Annotated in this window: 17 protein-coding genes; 4 read left to right on the top strand and 13 right to left on the bottom strand. The window is 34.6% G+C overall.

The features are described from left to right. Positions 1-6 precede the first annotated feature (6 nt). Together AC6CHH_RS03370 and AC6CHH_RS03365 are read right to left on the bottom strand one after the other, a co-directional pair. A complete protein-coding gene (locus AC6CHH_RS03370) occupies positions 7-1,077 on the bottom strand; it encodes an agmatine deiminase family protein (RefSeq protein WP_498279727.1) in 1,071 nt (356 codons plus the stop codon). A gap of 65 nt (positions 1,078-1,142) precedes the next feature. Beyond that, positions 1,143-2,018, bottom strand: a complete 876-nt coding sequence (locus tag AC6CHH_RS03365; RefSeq protein WP_498279725.1) for a carbon-nitrogen hydrolase — start codon at positions 2,016-2,018, stop codon at positions 1,143-1,145. A 263-nt stretch (positions 2,019-2,281) separates the two neighbouring features. Here AC6CHH_RS03365 and dinB point away from each other — a divergent pair, with 263 nt between their 5' ends. Beyond that, on the top strand, positions 2,282-3,352 hold the full coding sequence (gene dinB, locus AC6CHH_RS03360) for a DNA polymerase IV (protein WP_498279723.1): 1,071 nt from the start codon (positions 2,282-2,284) through the stop codon (positions 3,350-3,352). Here dinB and AC6CHH_RS03355 read toward each other — a convergent pair. The 6 genes from AC6CHH_RS03355 to AC6CHH_RS03330 form a co-directional block, all read right to left on the bottom strand. Then, positions 3,338-4,732 (bottom strand): exonuclease domain-containing protein, encoded by a 1,395-nt coding sequence (locus tag AC6CHH_RS03355; protein WP_498279721.1) that lies wholly within the window; start codon positions 4,730-4,732, stop codon positions 3,338-3,340. The two genes, dinB and AC6CHH_RS03355, sit on opposite strands and share 15 nt — an antisense overlap. A gap of 90 nt (positions 4,733-4,822) precedes the next feature. Next, positions 4,823-5,827 carry an aspartate--ammonia ligase gene (asnA, locus tag AC6CHH_RS03350; protein ID WP_498279719.1) on the bottom strand — a complete coding sequence of 335 codons (1,005 nt, stop codon included), beginning with the start codon at positions 5,825-5,827 and terminating at the stop codon, positions 4,823-4,825. A 133-nt stretch (positions 5,828-5,960) separates the two neighbouring features. Next, positions 5,961-7,256 (bottom strand): anthranilate synthase component I family protein, encoded by a 1,296-nt coding sequence (locus tag AC6CHH_RS03345; RefSeq protein WP_498279717.1) that lies wholly within the window; start codon positions 7,254-7,256, stop codon positions 5,961-5,963. Positions 7,257-7,262: 6 nt separating this feature from the next. Then, positions 7,263-8,534, bottom strand: a complete 1,272-nt coding sequence (locus tag AC6CHH_RS03340; protein WP_498279715.1) for an adenylosuccinate synthase — start codon at positions 8,532-8,534, stop codon at positions 7,263-7,265. A gap of 128 nt (positions 8,535-8,662) precedes the next feature. After that, positions 8,663-9,157 carry a Fur family transcriptional regulator gene (locus tag AC6CHH_RS03335; protein WP_498279713.1) on the bottom strand — a complete coding sequence of 165 codons (495 nt, stop codon included), beginning with the start codon at positions 9,155-9,157 and terminating at the stop codon, positions 8,663-8,665. A gap of 82 nt (positions 9,158-9,239) precedes the next feature. Further along, positions 9,240-11,444 (bottom strand): RelA/SpoT family protein, encoded by a 2,205-nt coding sequence (locus AC6CHH_RS03330; RefSeq protein ID WP_498279711.1) that lies wholly within the window; start codon positions 11,442-11,444, stop codon positions 9,240-9,242. A gap of 210 nt (positions 11,445-11,654) precedes the next feature. Between AC6CHH_RS03330 and AC6CHH_RS03325 the strand changes: the two genes are divergently transcribed. The 3 genes from AC6CHH_RS03325 (at position 11,655) to bshB1 (ending at position 14,029) form a co-directional block, all read left to right on the top strand. Then, entirely contained in the window at positions 11,655-12,233 is a 579-nt protein-coding gene (locus AC6CHH_RS03325) for a DUF4294 domain-containing protein (RefSeq protein WP_498279709.1), read from the top strand. Positions 12,234-12,777: 544 nt separating this feature from the next. After that, positions 12,778-13,278, top strand: coding sequence for a glutathione peroxidase (locus AC6CHH_RS03320; RefSeq protein ID WP_498279707.1), 501 nt, complete (start codon positions 12,778-12,780; stop codon positions 13,276-13,278). A 31-nt stretch (positions 13,279-13,309) separates the two neighbouring features. Further along, positions 13,310-14,029, top strand: a complete 720-nt coding sequence (bshB1, locus tag AC6CHH_RS03315; protein ID WP_498279705.1) for a bacillithiol biosynthesis deacetylase BshB1 — start codon at positions 13,310-13,312, stop codon at positions 14,027-14,029. Positions 14,030-14,054: 25 nt separating this feature from the next. Here bshB1 and AC6CHH_RS03310 read toward each other — a convergent pair whose 3' ends face one another. The 5 genes from AC6CHH_RS03310 to AC6CHH_RS03290 all read right to left on the bottom strand — a co-directional run bounded on the left by AC6CHH_RS03310 (position 14,055) and on the right by AC6CHH_RS03290 (position 17,953). Then, positions 14,055-15,035 (bottom strand): bifunctional riboflavin kinase/FAD synthetase, encoded by a 981-nt coding sequence (locus AC6CHH_RS03310; RefSeq protein WP_498279703.1) that lies wholly within the window; start codon positions 15,033-15,035, stop codon positions 14,055-14,057. 23 nt (positions 15,036-15,058) lie between these two features. Further along, a complete protein-coding gene (gene truB / locus AC6CHH_RS03305) occupies positions 15,059-15,781 on the bottom strand; it encodes a tRNA pseudouridine(55) synthase TruB (protein ID WP_498279701.1) in 723 nt (240 codons plus the stop codon). 202 nt (positions 15,782-15,983) lie between these two features. Further along, positions 15,984-16,796 (bottom strand): undecaprenyl-diphosphate phosphatase, encoded by an 813-nt coding sequence (locus AC6CHH_RS03300; protein ID WP_498279699.1) that lies wholly within the window; start codon positions 16,794-16,796, stop codon positions 15,984-15,986. A 7-nt stretch (positions 16,797-16,803) separates the two neighbouring features. Further along, the gene (locus tag AC6CHH_RS03295) at positions 16,804-17,052 is read right to left on the bottom strand and encodes a DUF3098 domain-containing protein (RefSeq protein ID WP_498279697.1); all 249 of its coding nucleotides are present in this window, start codon (positions 17,050-17,052) and stop codon (positions 16,804-16,806) included. Positions 17,053-17,074: 22 nt separating this feature from the next. Continuing rightward, complete coding sequence (locus AC6CHH_RS03290; RefSeq protein WP_498279695.1) at positions 17,075-17,953, bottom strand: cell division protein FtsX; 879 nt, start codon at positions 17,951-17,953, stop codon at positions 17,075-17,077. Positions 17,954-18,055: the final 102 nt, after the last annotated feature.

Here is an 18,055-nt window from a genome sequence, read left to right as displayed (position 1 = left end):
TGTAATTTAGATTGCTGGTTCTTGTTGGCTTAAACAATGAAAACTTCCTAATCCCCAAATAATATCTACAGAGTTTATTCCAATTACTTTTCTATCTGGAAAACATCTTTGTATAATACTAATTGCTTTTTCGTCATTGGCATCATCGAATGTTGGAACGACAACAACTTTATTCGCTATGTAGAAATTGGCGTAAGAAGCTGGTAGTCGTTGGTCTTCATGTATAACTGCAGAGGGCATAGGCAGTTCAATAACTTTTAAAGGGGTTCCATCCAGTAGAGTCATCTTTTTTAATGCCTCTAAATTTTCATTTAAAATATGATAATTAGCATCATTTGGGTCTTCTTCAACAACGGTTAACACGGTATCATGGCTAACAAACCTTGTGATGTCATCTATATGTCCATCGGTATCATCTCCAACGATTCCCTCCCTTAGCCATAAAACTTGTTCCTGACCATAATAATCCAACAAATACTTTTCGATTTCTTGTTTGGATAAATGTGGATTACGATTGTTATTTAATAGACAGGCTGAAGTGGTTAAAACAGTTCCTCGTCCGTTAAATTCTACCGATCCGCCTTCCATTACAATAGGAGGGTTAAACAATTGCAATTGAAATTCTTTAGCAATGAGCGTTGGTATCACATCATCCAAGTCATACGGCGGGTATTTTCCTCCCCAAGCGTTATACCCCCAATCAATTACAGCCTTTTTTTTAGTCTGATTATTGATCACAAAGGCAGGACCGTGATCTCGGCACCAGGCATCATTGGTTGGGTTATTGTAAAAACTTATATTCTCTAAATTTGCCCCACTTTCGATCAAATATTTTAGGGCAAATGTTTTCATTTGATCGTTTGCTACATTTATACGTACTTTTTGGTCTACGGAAACGTGCTTTATAAACTCAGAATAAGGCGTGTATATAGTGTCCATTTTCCCAGGCCAGGATTCCTCTTTATGGGGCCAACTAAGCCATAGAGCTTCTTGTTTTTCCCATTCTGCAGGGAAATAAAACCCCTGTGCTTTAGGTGTATCTTTTAAGCTGTAGTATTTTGAATTTATTAATGTCATTGAGAAATAAGCATAAAAAACCATACTCCATAAAAGTACAGTTTGAATAGGTTATATTTTAAAAATTAATTTTCGTCTATAAATCTTTTCGTGATTGGAGAGTAAGAATCTATTCTTCTGTCTCGAAGAAATGGCCAATGTTTTCGAATATAATCTGATTGCTTTAAATCTAATTCAACAACCTCAACCTCTTCAACTTCGTGGGATGCTAGATACAGTAATTTACCTTGGGCATCAGCGACAAAACTACCTCCCCAAAATTTCATGGCACCGTCTTGTTCATAGCCAACACGATTAACAGAAACAACAGGTACGCCATTTGCCACAGCATGAGAACGTTGGATTGTTTGCCAAGCATTGTATTGATCGGAATTGGTTTGTTCATCTTGATCGGTTGCCCATCCAATAGCTGTTGGATAAAACATAATTTCAGCACCCATTAATGTCGTAATTCTTGATGCTTCTGGATACCACTGGTCCCAACAAATTAATACACCGATTTTACCAAATTTTGTATTGAAAACTTTATATCCTAAATCGCCTGGTGTGAAGTAAAACTTTTCATAAAATCCTGGATCATCTGGAATATGCATTTTGCGGTACTTACCAAGATAGGATCCGTCAGCATCTAAAACAGCTGTTGTATTGTGGTATAATCCATGCGTTCTTTTTTCAAAAAGGGAAGCAACGATTACAATACCCAATTCTTTAGCAACCTCAGAAAGAGTTTCTGTGGATGGTCCGGGGATTGCTTCGGCCAAATCGAAATTTTCGTAATCTTCAACATCACAAAAATACAGGGAAGTAAAAAGTTCTTGCAAACAAACAATTTGGGCGCCTTTCCCAGCAGCCTCACGAATCTTCTCAATCGCTTTGTTCAGGTTTGCATGCTTGTTTTTAACACAGGACATTTGGACTAATCCAACTTTAACTTTGTTCATCTCAGAAATTATATGTTATCAAAACAAAGATACTATTATTTCGCAAAAGTGTCGTTGGAGACAAAAATTGGATTTTTTAAAAAACTGCATTTCATCTTATTTTTCATATGTTTTACGTTTAAAACTGATGTAAGATGAAATTCGTTTTTTTAAATTTTTGTTGAGAACATGAACCTCCTAGATTGTATTTAAACGTAAGACATTAACATTTTTTATTAAATATACCTGTTTTGTAAAGGAAAATATATATCCTAAATTAGCATATGCGAAAAATCATTCATATAGATATGGATGCCTTCTATGCTTCAGTTGAACAAAGAGATTTCCCTGACTTCAAGGGGAAGGCATTGGCTGTAGGTGGTTCACCAGATGGGAGAGGGGTTGTGGCTACCGCGAGCTATGAGGCTCGCAAATTTGGTGTTAAATCAGCCATGTCTTCTAGGATGGCTTTGCAATTATGCCCTCATATCATTTTTACAAGTCCGCGATTTGATGTTTACAAAGAAGTTTCTAATCACATCCGTGCAATATTTAAAAGATATACAGATTTAATTGAACCACTATCCTTGGATGAAGCTTATCTGGACGTTACAGAAGATAAATTACAAATTGGTTCCGCAATTGAAATAGCCAAACAAATAAAACAGGCTATATCCGATGAATTGAATCTTACCGCTTCGGCGGGAATTTCTGTTAACAAATTTGTTGCTAAAATTGCATCTGATTTCCAAAAGCCAAATGGATTAACTTTTATTGGTCCTTCAAAAATAATCAACTTTTTAGAAAGCTTACCAATCGAAAAATTCTTTGGTGTCGGAAAAGTTACTGCTAAAAAAATGAACCAAATGGGGATACATTTTGGCATCGACCTGAAACGATTTTCAGAACATGAAATGATTCAACATTTTGGAAAAACTGGGAAATTCTTTTTTCATATAGTCCGTGGTGAGGATGACAGACCGGTTAGAAATAACAGAGTGTCCAAATCTGTTGGTGTTGAGGATACGTTTAGCGCTGACTTAATTTTAATAGAAGATATGCAAATGGAGCTTAAATTACTCTGTGAAAAACTATCCAAGCGTCTTCGGACCAGTAATAAATTAGCGAGAACACTTGTTCTAAAAATCAAATTTTCAGATTTTTCCATACTTAGTCGAAGTAAAACACAAAACCAATATTTTAATAATACAGAAGATCTTTATTGTGTAGTAATTGAGGTCCTCGGTAAGTTGGATTTACAAGATAAGCGAGTAAGATTGCTTGGTGTAACGGCCACCAATTTTTATGATTTCGATTTAGATAGTGAGCAAAAAAAACAATTACGCCTTTTCTAATTGAAATGGATTTAGATGTTGAACTTTATCGGGGTTTAATCGAGCATAATTTTCTACCAATCTATTCATATAAAAGTTATTAATAACCAGTTGATCTTGTTGAACTAAATCATCTATTTCGGTTGCTGAATTATCATTGTCTATAAAGCCAATTGCATATACTTTATTCTCCTTATAATAAATAAAACTTTTTTCATTTGAGTTCCTCCCTTTTTCAACAATGACAAATGACCTCTTATGCTTATAAATAGAATCAATTGCAGCCTGAGCATGTTGATTATAATGGTTCACTTCTGGAAAATTAAAATCTTCATTTTGATGTTTATATTCTTTTGATTGCTTATTGGTGATTAGAAAACTACATAATCTAAAATCAAGAGAATTGTCCTGAATAAACTGCATCAAAAATTGAGTAGACTCAAGTACTGAATTAAAATAATATATAGGTTTTATGTTCTTTTTAAGTTGGCATACAGCTAGTCGGATATATCCTCTTTGATCTTCAAATGATATTAACCCATATTTTGGTTCGAATTTTTTTAATGCACTGTTATAAATAGGCCAGAGTCTCTTAATAAAATTGCATTCCATTAACAAGGCCATTAACTCTGTACCCGTTTCAAAATAACTGATATCACAAATTTCATTAATAAAATTTTGCCTTCGTTGATCTCCTTTATTCCCGGTGAGATGGGCGATGACTCTTTTCTTTAAATCTTTTGCTTTACCAACGTAAATAACCTTATCGGAGGTGCTTTTAAACAAATATACTCCAGTAGAATTCGGTAATTTTTCAATGAGTGTAGACGGAACATTTGTTGGTAATCTTTGCTCCTTTGTTTTTGCTAATTCAAGACTTTGGTTAAATAATTCTATATCTTGTTCCATCATCCTTTTGAGCAATTCGAGAGTTGCTTTAGCATCCCCATAAGCTCTGTGCCTATCCGTAATGTTTATACCCAAGAAATGACATAATTTCCCAAGACTATATGATGGTAAGTTCTTGAAAAACTTTCTTGATAGCCGTACAGTACATAATCTTTGCGATTTCCAGTCGAAACCAGCCCTTTTCAATCCTTCAAGGATGAATGAATAATCAAAATGTACATTGTGGGCTACAAATATTCTACCCTGTAGCAGTTGATGTACCTGATTAGCAATATCTGAAAATTTAGGGGCATTATTAACCATTTCATTGGTAATACCAGTAAGTGCTTGGATATGTAAAGGAATTTGTTGTTCAGGTTTCACCAGGGTTTTGTACTCCTGTGTTATACCTTGGCCATCAAAAATAATAATGGCTATTTCGGTTATATTGCTGGCTTCTGCATTACCGCCTGTGGTTTCTATATCGACTATGGCAAATTCAGGACTATTCATTAAACAAAAATAGAACTAATTATTTGATTGCTAAAATAATTAGTTCTATTTCTATAAGATTTTTAGTCAGCTCAGAAAATTGAGATTAATTTATAAGAGCTCAATTCCTTTGGATAGTAATTCTTCTTTTTTATTCGGATCCCAAATACTTACTTGAACTTGTCCAATATGTTGTAATTTCAACATAAACATACAAATTCGTGATTGTCCAATTCCACCTCCTATAGATTCAGGTAATTGATCACTTAATAGCATTTGGTGGAAAGTGAGATTCTGACGATCTAGGCTCTTACGGATCTCCAATTGTGAAAGTAAAGCTTTTTTATCTACACGAATTCCCATTGAGGATAGTTCAAAAGCTGTCTCTAATAATGGATTCCAAACTAAAATATCTCCATTTAACCCTCTATAGCCTAAAGAATTTTCGGTACTCCAATCATCATAATCTGCTGCACGACCATCATGTGAGAACCCATTTGAAAGTTCAGCGCCAATGCCATAGATAAAGACAGCCCCAAATTCCTTTGCAATTGCATTTTCTCGTTCTTTTGGCGTAAAATTTGGATATTTCATCAATAATTCTTCTGAAGATATAAAGTGTATTTCAGCAGGTAAAACGGCCTCGACCGATGGATACTGTTCAGAGACAGCTTGTTCGGTCCCGTATATTACAGAATAGATATCATTTACAATCTTTTTTAGGTAGTCTAAATTGCGCTCCTGAGCAGTAATGCATTTTTCCCAATCCCATTGATCGACATAGATCGAATGAATTGGAGAATAGTCCTCATCAGGTCTTAATGCACGCATATCAGTTAAGATGCCCTCGCCAGGTTCCATATCCAATTCTTTGAGACGAATACGTTTCCATTTCGCCAAAGAATGAACCACAACGGCACGTTGATCTGACAGAGATTTTATGGGAAAGGATACAGGACGTTCTATTCCATTTAAATCATCATTTATACCTGTGCCATCCAATACCACTATAGGAGAGGATACAGGTGTTAAGTGCAACACTTGTTTCAAGCGAGTTGCAAATGTTTCCTTTACAAACGTAATCGCTTGTTCTCTTTTTAAAATATGTCGTCCCATTAAATTTTACAACAAAATATATATTTTGTGATTTTATTAAGAAAAATCACGAATTCACAATCGAGTACAAAAATAGTAAAATGTTAATGATTTGAAGGTTTTATTAAGAAAATAATCTTAAAATTCGGTGTGTTTAATGAATTTGATCAATGCTTGTCTCTAATGCCTTTAAAATTGCACTCCCTTTTGTTAAACATTCAGCATACTCAAAATCTGCTTGAGCTTCGATTGTAATTGCACTTCCCGTATGGAAGGAGAGGTAGTTTCTACTTTTATTATAGAGTAAAGTCCTGATTACTACATTGAAGTCAAAATTTCCATTAGGAGCAAAATAACCAATTGCGCCGGAATATATCCCTCTTCTTGAGCTTTCATACTGCTCACAAAGTCGCATAGCAGATAATTTAGGAGCTCCTGTCATCGATCCAGCCGGAAAGGTATTTTTTATCACTTGAGTATCCGTCAAATTTTTGTCTTTTTGGCAACATACGGTAGAAATCATTTGATGTACGTGTTTGAATGTATAGACCCCTAGTTTTTCCCGAACTTCCACCGTTCCAGGTACTGCACTACGTGTTAGGTCGTTTCGGACAAGGTCCACAATCATTACGTTTTCTGAAATTTCCTTTATATTTTGTGATAAATGCCGTTTAAACAACTCATCCTCTTTTTGATTTAAACCTCTGGGTGCTGTTCCTTTAATCGGTTGAGAAATTAAGGTATTGCCTCTTTTTGCTAAGAATCGCTCCGGTGAAGCGCTTAATATATACTTGTCTTTTACTTTAAAAAATGAAGAAAATGGAGTAGGAGATAGTTCATTTAATGTTTCAAATAAATCTTCCGGATTGGTTATTTGGGCCGAATCATCATAGAATTCTTGACATAAATTAGCCTCATAAATATCCCCCAGCTTAATGTGTTCAATGAGTTTATTGAAGGCCTTGGTATACATATCTTTAGTCATTCGACTCTTTATATTTCCTGTATACTTGTTTTTGGCCCAAGAATCTGAAGTGTTTAGAATCGATTGATAAATATCGTGTGGATTGTCAGCTGAGATTTGAAGGTTCTCCGGGGTAAATTCTAAAAGAATTTCTGGAAGAAAAAAATAAGCGGCTGGAAACCCCAATAGATTTGGGTGCTGGCTTTGCAAATCCTCAATTTCGTTCTTTAAATCATAACTTAAAAATCCCGGTATCCATTGATCGGGATACTGGGATTTAAATTTTTCGATATCATGGAAAACATCACCGTTTTTTAAAGAGCCAAATTCATCCTTAGCACCAATGGCTAAAACAGCAGATAAGCTAGAATATTGATCTTGAAATCCATTTGATTGAAACAAGCATACATTGTCAAAATCTTTTGACCAGTTTAATGCTTTATGCAAGAAATCCTTACTATCAATCTCAAATATGGCTTTTGCCATGGCTGTTTATAATACTATAGTCTGAGTACGGTCAGGTCCTACTGAAAGATATTTAATAGGAACATTTAACTCTTTTTCTAAAAATGAGATATAATTCGCCAGTGCAACAGGAATTTCTTCTTTACTACGAATTCCAGTCAAATCTTGATTCCATCCGGTTATCTCCTGAAGAATTGGTTCAGGTTTATTGGTGATGATCTCATAAGGCATGTAATCTATTTTTTCTCCTAAATAATTATAATGAGTACAAACATAAATCTTCTCAAATGTATCCAATACATCCGCTTTCATCATGATTAATTCAGTTACTCCGTTAATCATGATCGCATATTTTAGTGCTGGAAGATCAATCCAGCCGGTACGACGAGCACGTCCTGTTGTGGCGCCAAACTCATGACCTAATTGACGTAGCTGCTCACCAACCTCATCTTCTAGTTCTGTAGGAAAAGGACCACTTCCAACTCTTGTCGCATAAGCCTTAAAAATACCATAGACTTCTCCAACTTTATTTGGGGCAATCCCTAATCCTGTACATGCACCTGCTGTGGTTGTATTTGAGGAAGTAACAAAAGGATATGAACCAAAATCAACATCCAATAAGGTTCCTTGAGCACCTTCCGCAAGAACGCGCTTTCCGTCTTTTAGGTATTGGTTGACTAAATGTTCAGAATCTACATGCGGAATAGATTTTAGGAATTCTATAGCATCCAAAAAGGCCTTTTCTTTTTCAGTGAAATCTGGAATTTCACCATAATGAGAAAGCATAGAAAGATGCTTTTGTTTTAATTTTTCATAACGCTCGTTAAAATCAGACAGTGTTGTATCACCAACCCGCAACCCATTTCGGCCAGTTTTGTCCATATAAGTTGGGCCTATTCCTTTCAGAGTAGATCCGATTTTACCTGCACCCATATTAGTTTCAGAAGCTGCATCTAACAATTGGTGAGTTGGTAAAATTAAATGGGCTTTACGAGCAATAACCAACTTTCCTTTTCCAACAGGATCAAATCCAGCTGATTTCAGGTTATCAAGCTCCCTTTTTAAAATAATTGGATCAATTACAACACCATTACCAATCAGGTTTAACGTATCTTCATTAAAGATACCAGAAGGGATTGTGTTTAAAACAAATTTCTTGTTATCAAACTCCAATGTATGACCTGCGTTCGGCCCACCTTGAAAGCGAGCAATTAAATCATATTTAGGACAAAAAACATCAACGATTTTTCCTTTTCCTTCATCGCCCCATTGCAAACCCAAAAGCACATCAACTTGCATATTATTTATTGAATTTTATTAGTTAAAATTTAATTTGTCTATTACCGAATGAAAATAAATGTTCGGAAAAAGGAATGACGTATGCCCTTTTCCGAACAAAGGTATATATTAATTTATCGAATGTTAAATTAATTTGAAATTACTGCTTCTTGAGAGGAAACATCCGAATTGAGTTTGCTTTTTCTGCAATCAGCGCAAATACCATATAAATTCAAGGAATGATGTTTAATGTCAAAATTCAATAAGTCACCAATCATCGATTGAATTTGATGTATACGAGGATCACAAAATTCGACAACCTTATTACACTCTATACAAATCACGTGGTCATGTTGCTTGTAGCCATAGGATTTTTCGAATTGTGCCATGTTCCGGCCAAATTGATGCTTTGTTACCAAATCACAAGAAACCAATAATTCTAATGTATTGTAAACTGTCGCACGGCTAACGCGGTATTTTTTATTCTTCATGTGTATATACAATGATTCCACGTCAAAGTGATCTGACCGAGAGTATATCTCTTCCAGGATTGCATACCGTTCTGGTGTTTTTCTCAGATTTTTGTTTTCTAAATACGCTTCAAAAATCTTCTTAACAGTTTCGTAATTTTCTCCCTGTTTCATGTGAATTATAGTGATTAAAGATTCAAATTTACCAATTTAGTATCGGATTCACTTCATTATTATGTCAGCATCTTGTAAGTCTTTAGTTTTCCGATTCATAGCGAGTTACACCGGTAATACCAGGGATTTGTTTCATATGAAGGATTAACTTATCAAGTTGTTCTGTATCATTTATAAATACCATTATATCTCCTTCGAAAATTCCTTCATTGCTTGAAATAGACAACGAGCGAATATTCACATTGAAATCATGAGAAATAACAGTAGTTATTTTATTGACCAATCCAACATCATCGATCCCAACAATTTTTAATCCTGTTAAAAAGGACAAATTGCTTGGTGAGGATGCCCATTTCGCTTTCAAAATTCTGTAACCATAATTTGCCATTAATTTAGAGGCATTTGGACAACTCGTACGATGAATTTTTATACCGTCATTTACTGTTAAAAATCCAAAAATATCGTCCCCAGGAATTGGGTTACAACACGGTGCAAGCGTGTAGTCGATTTTTTGAAAGTCGTCGCCAATTAGAATGGTATCATCCTTTTTATTGATTTTCTCAACTAACCCATTAATATGAGCTTGAAACTGATTTTGATTTGCATCTTCAGATCGTACATTTGCAACAAATTCTCTTAAATTTTTAATATCTAGAGTTCCTTTGGCAACATTATAAAATAAATCCTGGGAGCTGGGATATTTAAAGAAATTCGAAATTTTGTTAATATTATCTGTGTTATAGGTGATTTTAAGCGATTTTAGCTTTCGTTCAAGAATCTCCTTTCCATCCTCAGCAATTCGTCGTTTTTCTTCCTTTAGTGAAGATTTTATTTTGGACTTGGCCTTTGCCGTAACGACAAAATTTAGCCAATCTTCTTTAGGTGTTTGTTTGCTGGAGGTTATAATCTCGACCTGATCTCCATTTGATAAAGCATGACTTAAGGGTACAAGTTTATGGTTCACTTTAGCGCCAATACAAGTTGCCCCAATATCCGAATGAATTTCAAAAGCAAAGTCTAACGCAGTCGCACCATTAGGCAGTTGAACTAATGTCCCTTTTGGCGTGAAAATATATATTTCATCAGAGAACAAATTCATTTTGAAATCGTCAATGAAATCCATCGCGTTAGATTCAGGGTTACTTAAAATATCCCTAACCTTCTGAATCCACTGGTCAAGACCATTATCAGAATTAGATTCCTTGTATTTCCAGTGGGCTGCAAATCCTTTTTCTGCAATTTCATTCATGCGTCTAGTTCGAATCTGGACTTCCACCCACTGTCCTCTTGGTCCCATCACTGTAGTATGTAATGATTCATAGCCATTCGCTTTTGGTGAAGATATCCAATCACGCAATCTGTCCGGATTTGGCCTGTATAAATCTGTGACTATAGAATACACTTTCCAGCATTCGGTTTTTTCTTTTTCATCATCAGTATCAATGATTATTCGAATGGCAAATAAATCATATACCTCTTCAAAAGGAATCGATTTTTTTCGCATCTTATTCCAAATTGAGTGAATAGATTTAGGCCTTCCTAAAACCGAGGCGTGTATCCCTTCCTCTGTCAATATTTCTTGAATCGGACCAACAAAGCCCTTTACAAACTTTTCCCTTTCCGCCTTTTTTTCATTTAATTTTTTAGCGATAAATTTATACGTATCAGGATCTGTAAATTTCATAGATAAATCTTCCAGTTCTGATTTGATCGCGTATAATCCCAATCTATGGGCTAGGGGGGCGTAGAGATAAATGGTTTCGGAGGCAATTTTTAATTGCTTATGGCGGGCCATAAATTCCATTGTCCTCATGTTATGAAGCCTATCAGCCAGTTTGATCAAAATGACGCGAACGTCATCGGCAAGTGTCAATAACATTTTACGGAAATTCTCAGCTTGCATGGAACTATTAGGATCAAAAATTCCAGAGATTTTTGTTAATCCGTCGATAATTCTGACCACCTTTTTTCCAAATTGCTCTTCAATCTCTTGAAGGGTAACACTGGTGTCTTCAACAACATCATGAAGCAACGCACAAACAATCGAGGTCGTTCCGAGTCCAATTTCTTCTGCGGCGATCTGAGCTACAGCAATAGGGTGATAAATGTAAGGTTCTCCAGATTTCCGACGCATGTCTTTATGACTCTCTAAAGCAAGATCAAAAGCCATTCTTATCTGTTGTTTATCACCTTTCTGTAGAGTGGGTTTACAAGCTCTTAATAGAGCGCGGTATCTTTTACGGATTTCCTTATTTTCAGCCTCAATATCAATCACATATTCTTCCATAAAACTTCCTGATTGTTGCTATGTAAATTACATTTTTATTTGCTATATTTATTGAGCAAAAAAATATATTGATTTTTATATTATTAGTGAAGTATAAATATAAGGAACATTTTTGATAAATAATCGAAAGAGAATAATAATTTGAGGATGTGTGGCGCTAAAATAAAGTGGGTTTTTTACTTATTTTTCGTGTTTACGAATCCAATTTTTGTGAAGGGTCAAACCTTAATAAAACCACAATATGGAGGAGGTAAACCTGAGGTTGTAGAACATTATGCAACAAGCACTTTGGACAATGGTGAAGTGGTTCCATGGTTTCCAATTGAAGAAGTAGTAATTCGTGCTGTGCGACCTTGGAAAAGTGAGACCGAGCGGCAAGAATATCTACGTTTAAAACGGAACGTTATTCGTGTTCTTCCTTATGCCATATATGCACAAAGAAGATATGATCAATTGGATAGAGATTTAGCATTAGTGAATAACCATAGAGAGGAAAAACGTCTAATTAAAGCTTGTGAAGAGGAAATTAAAGATAAAATTACCTCTGAGGTGAAAAATCTTAGTGTTTCACAAGGAAAAATTCTTATTAAATTAATTGAACGTCAAACTGGAAGTACCAGCTATGAATTAGTAAAAGATTTAAAAGGCGGAATTTCAGCTTTTGTTTACCAAGGTGTCGCTAAAATTTTTGGTCATGATTTGAAAAGCACCTATGATCCTAGGGAAGAATTTGTAATTGAAAATATTATCAGGGAATACGAACGTATTCGTCCAATGCCTAACCCCTAATCGCTTACAGGTAAAAGTAGCTACCCAAAGCACATGCAGATAGGTTAAGCTTTTACATTTTATAATCGATTTCAGGTTTATTTATAGAGGTCCTTACAAGTACATGTCATGATATGCGCATCATATGTAATGCCTCCCAATGGTCTAAAAGTGCGTTTGGTTTTCTTATCCAATTTATACGCATAGGCAACTTTTGTAAATGCGCGTACAAGCATTTGGGAAGAAAGATCAAACTCACCTATGTAGGAGTGGTAAAGTTGGTAATGGAGTTCGAATTTATTGAAAATACGCTTTTCCCATGCGACTTCAGAAATCGCATCGCAGCAAGGTGTGTTTCCAGAAGCAAGGCTGCTTGTTGAGCTGTTGGAAGCAATTTTACTTTCAATACCAATTTCACAATACGAATATACAAGTTAATTATATGTCTAAAAATAATAGCTAATTAAACTAAAAAATATAGTAATATTTCAATTTTAAAATTAGGGGGTAGCTGCTTTCCCTCCCACACACCCTTAGGCGATGAGTCGGTTTCCGCAGCATTTTTATGAATAAAACAGTTTATGATTTTGAAGCATTAGAATTTAGTGGACAAAAAAGGTCGCTTCGAGATTTTGAAGGTAAAGTGATCCTTATTGTTAATACAGCTAGTAAATGCTTTTTCACAAAGCAGTACAAAACATTAGAAAATTTATATAAAAAATATAAGGATTTAGGCTTCGAAATATTAGCATTCCCGTCCAATGATTTTCGCAATCAAGAACCCTTAACTGGTCGAAATCTGGAAACGTTTTGCCGTATAAATCAACAAGTGACCTTTCCTGTTTTTAAACGCATACATGTCATTGGCGAATTTAAGGATCCTCTTTATCAATATCTAACCAATAGCCAAGAAAATGGGAAAATTGATTCATCCCCAATGTGGAATTTTCACAAATATTTGATCAATAAACGCGGTGAAGTTGTTGACTATTTTTATTCCACCACCTCGCCAATGTCAAAGAAAATTCATAATAGGATAGAAGAACTACTAACCAAACCCATTTAATATCAATTTTTGTACTTTTAGAAAAAAAAACATGAAATTAGATCTATTGGTATTGACTGTTCATCCTGACGATGCTGAATTAGGGGCATCTGGCGTAATTGCGAAGTATGTAGCATTAGGAAAAAAAGTAGGGATCATTGATCTTACTCAAGGTGAATTAGGCACACGTGGATCTGCACAAACTAGGCACCAAGAAGCTCAAAAAGCAGCGCAAATATTAGGGGTGGCGGTTCGCGATAATCTAAAACTTCGAGATGGTTTTTTTCAAAATATAGAAGAATCTCAATTAATTATAATTCAAGCAATTCGTAAATATCAACCTGAAATTGTTATTACTAACGCTCTGCAGGACAGACATCCTGATCATGGACGAGCCAGTAAACTTGTTTATGATTCCTTATTTTTATCTGGTCTGAGAAAGATTGAGACCTATATTGATGGGGAATTACAAGAACCATTTAGACCAAGACTGCAATTGCAGCTTATTCAAGATCAATATATAAGTCCTGATATTGTTATAGATATAACTGATTATTGGGATATTAAAGAGCAATCCATTTTAGCCTATACTTCTCAGTTTAATGTTGAATCGAAGGATGATGAGCCAGAAACTTATATATCTAATCCAGATTTCATGAATTCAACACGTGCAAGAGCTATTGAGTTTGGTAGATCGATTCAAGTTAAGTATGCTGAAGGATTTACATGCAGAAAAATATTGGGAGTCAAGGATTTATTTGAATTAATTTAAATTATAATAGCTAATTACCGTTGAATTATTGTTTTTTAAAATAAGCACGAATTTCTTGTTCATCTTTTTTGATCTGTTTTTGCAATAAATCCAAGTTTTCAAACCATTGATCATGACGAATAAAGCTTAGGAATTTCATTCTTATGGTTTTATTATACAAATCTTCATCAAAGTCTAAAAAGTTAACTTCGATTTTTCGACTCATACCATCAACAGTCGGCCTAGTTCCAATATAACACATGCCTTTTGCAATACGCTCCGGTTTTGGCTTTGAATATTCTCCTGTACTTGTACTTATGGAGTTAGAATATACCTCAGCTTCGACTGCATAAATTCCATACGCTGGAATTAGTTTATGTGTTTCTCGAACTTGTAGGTTTGCGGTTGGAAAACCGATTTCTCTTCCAATTTGATCTCCGCGAATAACAGTACCTGTAAGTTCAAACGGGTAACCTAAATATTTATTGGCTGTATCAATGTCCCCTTTTATCAAGGATTCTCTAACACGAGTAGAGGAGACCGCGACATCCTCAATATCTTGTTCTGGTATTTCTTCTACAGAATAATCAAAAATTTCAGCATTATGGATTAAATCTTTAATAGTGCCTCCACGATTTTTACCAAAATGATGGTCATATCCAATCACAATTTTCTTGCAACCAATTTTATTGACCAGGACATTTGAAATATATTCTTCAGGGGACTGATTTGAAAAATCTCTTGTAAATGGGGTAATAATAAGATGATCAATTCCAGCCAAAGCTAATCGCTCTATCTTTTCTTCAATGTCATTAATCAAGCGTAATGAATCATCATCTGGATTGATTATAAGCCGGGGATGAGGATAGAAGGTTAATAAAACTGTTTCTCCTGTATTATCCTTAGCTAATTCAGTTAGTTTGTTTAAAATCTTTTGATGTCCAACATGAACTCCGTCAAAGGTTCCAATGGTAACAATAGCATTTTCCAGAGATTGGAATTCATCTAGATTTCTATATATTTTCATTAATAATTTTCTAAAGCCGTGAATTAAATTTGTTGATTTTTTAGTGCTCTAACACGCTCTATTAATTCTGGAAGGTTCCATGCATCTTCAACTTTAAAATCTCCACTTTTAGTCCTTCTTAAACTAGAGAGGTGACCACCGACCCCTAAAGCCTGACCAAAATCATTTGCTATCGAACGAATGTAGGTGCCTTTGCTGCATTTAATTCGAAAATAAACCAAAGGCATTTCAACCTTTTCTATCTCAAACTCCATGATATTCACCGCCCTTGATTTGAGTTCAACCTCTTCACCTCTTCGTGCTTTTTCATACACTCTCTCACCATTTATTTTTATGGCTGAATGGGCTGGAGGAAACTGAAATTGTTCACCTATAAATAATTGTGCAGTGGCATATATTTGCTCTTCTTTGAGTTTCGAAACATCAAAGCGCTGGTCAACTTCAGTTTCAAGATCATAAGATGGGGTAGTAGCTCCTAAAGTTATAGTTCCAATATACTCTTTATCCTGGGCTTGATAACTATCAATTTGTTTGGTCATTTTGCCCGTACATATGATTAGTAATCCAGTTGCAAGCGGATCTAATGTCCCAGCATGGCCAACTTTGACTTTCATGGGTTTAATGCTATTTCTTAATTTACCAACTACATCGAAACTAGTCCAGGTAAGTGGTTTATCTATTAATAATAATTCACCCTCAGCAAATGAAAATGAATGCTGATCGTGATCATTTTGTTTGTTTTCCATTAAACTATGTTAATTATCAAAGATCTTAAATGTATCGAGTTAATAGCGACCAGAACCTCTGAAATTTTCTGCAAAAATAATAAAAAGATGTGAGATATCACTTTTGAAAAAAATGACACAAATTAATACAGGATTATAAGGAATAATTGGACGGAAGCAGATACGAATTGCCTTAGCTTGTAATCTATTTAAGCCTGATTGATTACAATAAGAAAAAGATCAATAAGGCAATTCCGATAACAATTCTATACCATCCCCAAAATTTGAAACCATATTTAGTCAATACACGAATAAAAGTCTTAACCGCTATTAAGGCAACGACAAATGCAACGATATTTCCAAGAATAAATACAATTATATTTTCATTTGAGGATAAAATCATTTCGTACCCCTTTTGAGCTTGATCAGTTCCTTCTCCCCATGTTTTTATAAAGATAGAATAAACTGTCACAGCCAACATAGTTGGTACCGCCAAAAAAAAGGAGAATTCTGCAGATGATTTTCTATCTAATCCTTGAGTAAGACCTCCGATGATGGAGGCTGCCGATCTAGATGTTCCGGGCATCATTGCCAAACATTGCCAAAATCCAATTATTAATGCTTTCTTAACGGGAATTTCTTTCTCATCTGTAATTTTTGGATTCTTGAACCATTTGTCGACAAACAATAAAACAACCCCACCTAATACTAAAACGATAGAAATTGCAATTTGATTACCCAAAACAGCTTCTATTTTATCATCAAGTAATTTCCCAAAAAATAATGCAGGTATAACTGCGATGGCTAGTTTATAATAAAATTTTAGGTTTTTAAAATCAAAAAATTTCTTCCAATATAATACCACAATAGAAAGAATAGCACCGAATTGGATGGATACTTGGAACATTTTAAGATATTCACTTTCTTGCATCCCTAATAAGGCTGCTGCAAAACCCATATGGGCAGTGGACGAAATTGGTATATACTCCGTTAATCCTTCAACAATTGCCAGGATAATCGCTTCTAAATAACTCATTAATACTTTACGCTTTGTTTTTAGGTTTATATAAAATGGCTACAAATCCTAAAGCAAAACCTAAGATTACAATAATTGGTGCTAATGTAATTTTAGTAAAACTATAAATATCTTCAGTACCCATCATCAGTAAAAAACCAACTACAACAACAAGAATACTTGCAATAAAAATTTGGTAATTTATTTTTTTAAATACGAATTGGCCCTTTGTAATCTGGGATGGAGTTTGTTTATTTTTTTTAACTGTTTGGCTCATTTTTGTCTATTTAAAAATTTGATTAACGGTATAAACTTGCTGATTTAGCGCGTAAATATTTCGTAACGGCAAAATAAGTACTTGCTCCAGAGATTAGTATTCCCAAAGCAAGAACAATAACAAAGATCATGGCAAATTCAAACCAATCCCTTAAAAATACCAATTCAGGAATTTCTCTTTGGGCTACCTGAAGAGTGAGGATTAACAATAATATGGCAATCAAGGAACCTATCAATCCGTGTGCTATACCGTAAAGGATATAAGGTTTACGAATAAAACTCTTTGTAGCTCCGATTAATTGCATACTTTTTATTAAAAAACGTTGCGAATAAATAGCCAAACGGATGGTGTTGTTAATTAGGGCTACAGCAATAATTAATAATATTATAGTAAAAGTCAGTATTATAATACCAATAACGCGGATATTTTTATTGACCATATCAATTAGCGATTCCTGATAAATAACTTCTTTAATTCGACTATTCTTTCCTATTTTATCTATGAAACTCTGAATACTATCGGTATTTGCATATTGTTCCTTCATGTAAATATCAATTGAAGGTAACAATGGGTTATGTCCCAGATAATTTACAAAGTCTTCTCCTAAATCTTCTTTCAAGTTTTTTGCTGCAAGCTCTTTACTCACATATTCAGAGCGTAAAACATAAGGGTCTTTCTCCAAATCTTTCTGCAAGGAAAGAACATCTCCTTCATTCACATTGTCGTTCACAATTACGTTAAGCACAATATTTTCCTTAACATAACGAGAAAGATTTTTAGCATGTACTAAGATTAGACCTAATAACCCCGTCATTAACAATACCAGTGCGACACTGATTACTGTTGATACATATACGGATTTAGTTTTTTTTCTTGGTGAGCCTTGTTCGATCACTGACATATAATAATATCTAATAGATTTGATGCGAAAGTAAGGAATTTGGATGATTCATCGAAATTTTCACTCTCCTAATTTCTAACAACGAATATCAGAAAATATTGC

This window comes from Sphingobacterium sp. GQ94 (assembly GCF_059758715.1).
This window is presented reverse-complemented; position numbering and strand designations above follow the sequence as displayed.